The 2,260-nt window shown below is 67.4% G+C and carries 4 protein-coding genes; all 4 read left to right on the plus strand.

The window, feature by feature from the left end; genetic code table 11:
• Positions 1-411, plus strand: a 411-nt coding sequence (locus WAW85_RS09820; protein ID WP_422559431.1) for a glycosyltransferase, incomplete at its 5' end; no start/stop codon positions are given.
• Positions 402-596 (plus strand): DUF3046 domain-containing protein, encoded by a 195-nt coding sequence (locus tag WAW85_RS09825; protein ID WP_422559432.1) that lies wholly within the window; start codon positions 402-404, stop codon positions 594-596. The genes WAW85_RS09820 and WAW85_RS09825, both read left to right, overlap by 10 nt.
• Before the next feature lie 168 nt (positions 597-764).
• The gene (gene recA, locus WAW85_RS09830) at positions 765-1,808 is read left to right on the plus strand and encodes a recombinase RecA (RefSeq protein WP_422559433.1); all 1,044 of its coding nucleotides are present in this window, start codon (positions 765-767) and stop codon (positions 1,806-1,808) included.
• A 21-nt stretch (positions 1,809-1,829) separates the two neighbouring features.
• Positions 1,830-2,260, plus strand: a 431-nt coding sequence (locus WAW85_RS09835) for a regulatory protein RecX (RefSeq protein ID WP_422559434.1), incomplete at its 3' end; no start/stop codon positions are given.

Consider the following 2,260-nt stretch of genomic DNA (forward strand, 5'->3'; position numbering starts at 1 on the left):
GCTCCGGTGCGCGTCGTCTACTCATCCCTGGAACCACCCACCGGCGTCACGGACTGCCCGCCCGGTATGGTGACCGGCCTCGGCCGCCAGGACCTGGTGTTGGCCCACGCCGACCTGGTGATCTGCGGCGGGGGCCACGGCCTGCTCGCGAAGGCGCTGTCGGCGCAAGTACCCGTCGTCGTCGTACCGGGCGGGGGAGACCAGTGGGAGCTGGCAAGCCGGGTGCGCCGGGCTGGCGCCGGAGCGGTGGTGCGGCCCGTGACGCGGGACGGGGTCGCCGAGGCGGTCGCGACAGTCCTGAGTGACCGGTCGTACGCCGCTGCGGCCGCAGGCCTAGCCGGTACGCTGCGGCAGACCGTCGATCCAGTGCGCCTGGTCCACCGGGTGGTCGAGGAGGCCGCATGCGAGTGACCGAGTTCAGCGAGCTCATGCAGATCGAGTTCGGACAGCGCACGGCCGACGCCATGCTCGTGGATCATGGAATCTTAGAACTGGGTGGTCGTACCGGTGCGCAGGCGATCGAGGACGGCGTCGATCCGCGCGTCGTCTGGCGCGCCCTCTGCGCGGATTTCGACGTCCCTCCTCAGCGCTGGTAGTCGCTGGCCGATTCGGCGTGTCGACTTGCATTCGAACGTCTGTTCGCTGATTCTTAGATGGAACCGCGCGCCGGGTCGGTGCGTCTAATTATTACCGGGATGGTTTTGTCGGAAGGCACCGCTACCGTGCGGAGCATGGCCGGCACAAAGACGAAACGAGGAACCACCATGGCACAGTCCACCGATCGCGCGAAAGCGCTCGACGTCGCACTCGCCCAGATCGAGAAGAACTACGGCAAGGGTTCGGTGATGCGCCTCGGTGAGGAGAACCGTCCGCCGATGGAAGTGATCCCGACCGGTTCGGTCGCCCTCGACGTGGCTCTCGGCGTGGGAGGGCTGCCCCGCGGCCGCGTCGTGGAAATCTACGGCCCGGAGTCCTCGGGTAAGACCACGGTGGCGCTGCACGCGGTAGCCAGTGCGCAGGCTAACGGTGGCGTTGCCGCGTTCATCGACGCCGAGCATGCGCTGGACCCGGAGTACGCGGCCAAGTTGGGCGTCGACGTCGACGCGCTGCTGGTCTCTCAGCCGGACACCGGTGAGCAGGCACTGGAAATCGCCGACATGCTGATCCGTTCCGGTGCCCTGGACATCCTGGTGATCGACTCGGTGGCGGCCCTGGTGCCCAAGGCTGAAATTGAGGGAGAGATGGGCGACAGCCACGTCGGGCTGCAAGCCCGTCTGATGAGCCAGGCGCTGCGCAAGATGACCTCCGGCCTGAGCCAGTCGAACACCACCGCGATCTTCATCAACCAGCTGCGCGAGAAGATCGGCGTCATGTTCGGCTCGCCGGAGACCACGACCGGCGGCAAGGCACTGAAGTTCTACGCCTCGGTCCGCCTCGATGTGCGCCGCATCGAGACGCTGAAGGACGGCACCGACGCGGTCGGCAACCGCACCCGCGTCAAGGTGGTCAAGAACAAGGTCGCCCCGCCGTTCAAGCAGGCCGAGTTCGACATCCTGTACGGCCACGGCATCAGCCGCGAGGGCTCGCTCATCGACATGGGCGTCGCCGAAGGCTTCATCCGTAAGTCCGGTTCGTGGTTCACCTACGAGGGCGACCAACTCGGCCAGGGCAAGGAGAACGCCCGCAAGTTCCTGCTGGAGAACCCGGACATCGCCGCCGAAATTGAGCTGAAGATCAAAAGTAAGCTCGGCATCGGACCGAACCTGCAGGACCTCGACGCGCCGGTCCCGGCGCCCGTCGATTTCTGATCACCGCCGGTCGCCGGACCGATGGCTGAGGCTGAGCAGACGGGCCCGCGTGCCTGGGACGTCGCCTTGCGGCTCCTGGGGGTGCGGGCCCGGTCTCGTGCCGAAATCGTCGAACGTCTCGCCCGCCGCGGATTCGACGACGCGACTATCGACGAGGTGCTGTCCCGGCTTACCTCATCGGGTCTACTCGACGACGACGACTTCGCCCAGCAATGGGTGGCCGCGCGCAGCCGCTACTCCGGTCGCGGCCGACTCGCGCTGCGCCGCGAACTGCGGACCAAGGGCGTCGCGGCGGAGACCATCGAGGCCGCCCTCGAAGAAATCGATCCCGAATCTGAACGCGCCCAAGCGGCCGCGCTTGCGGCGAAGAAGCTGGCGTCGTCGTCGCTGGATCTGAGTGACGCCGCCGACCGCGCCAAAGCCTACCGGCGGCTCGCCGGGCTCCTCGGTCG

The organism is Gordonia sp. (in: high G+C Gram-positive bacteria), from assembly GCF_049299075.1.
Lineage (GTDB): Bacteria > Actinomycetota > Actinomycetes > Mycobacteriales > Mycobacteriaceae > Gordonia.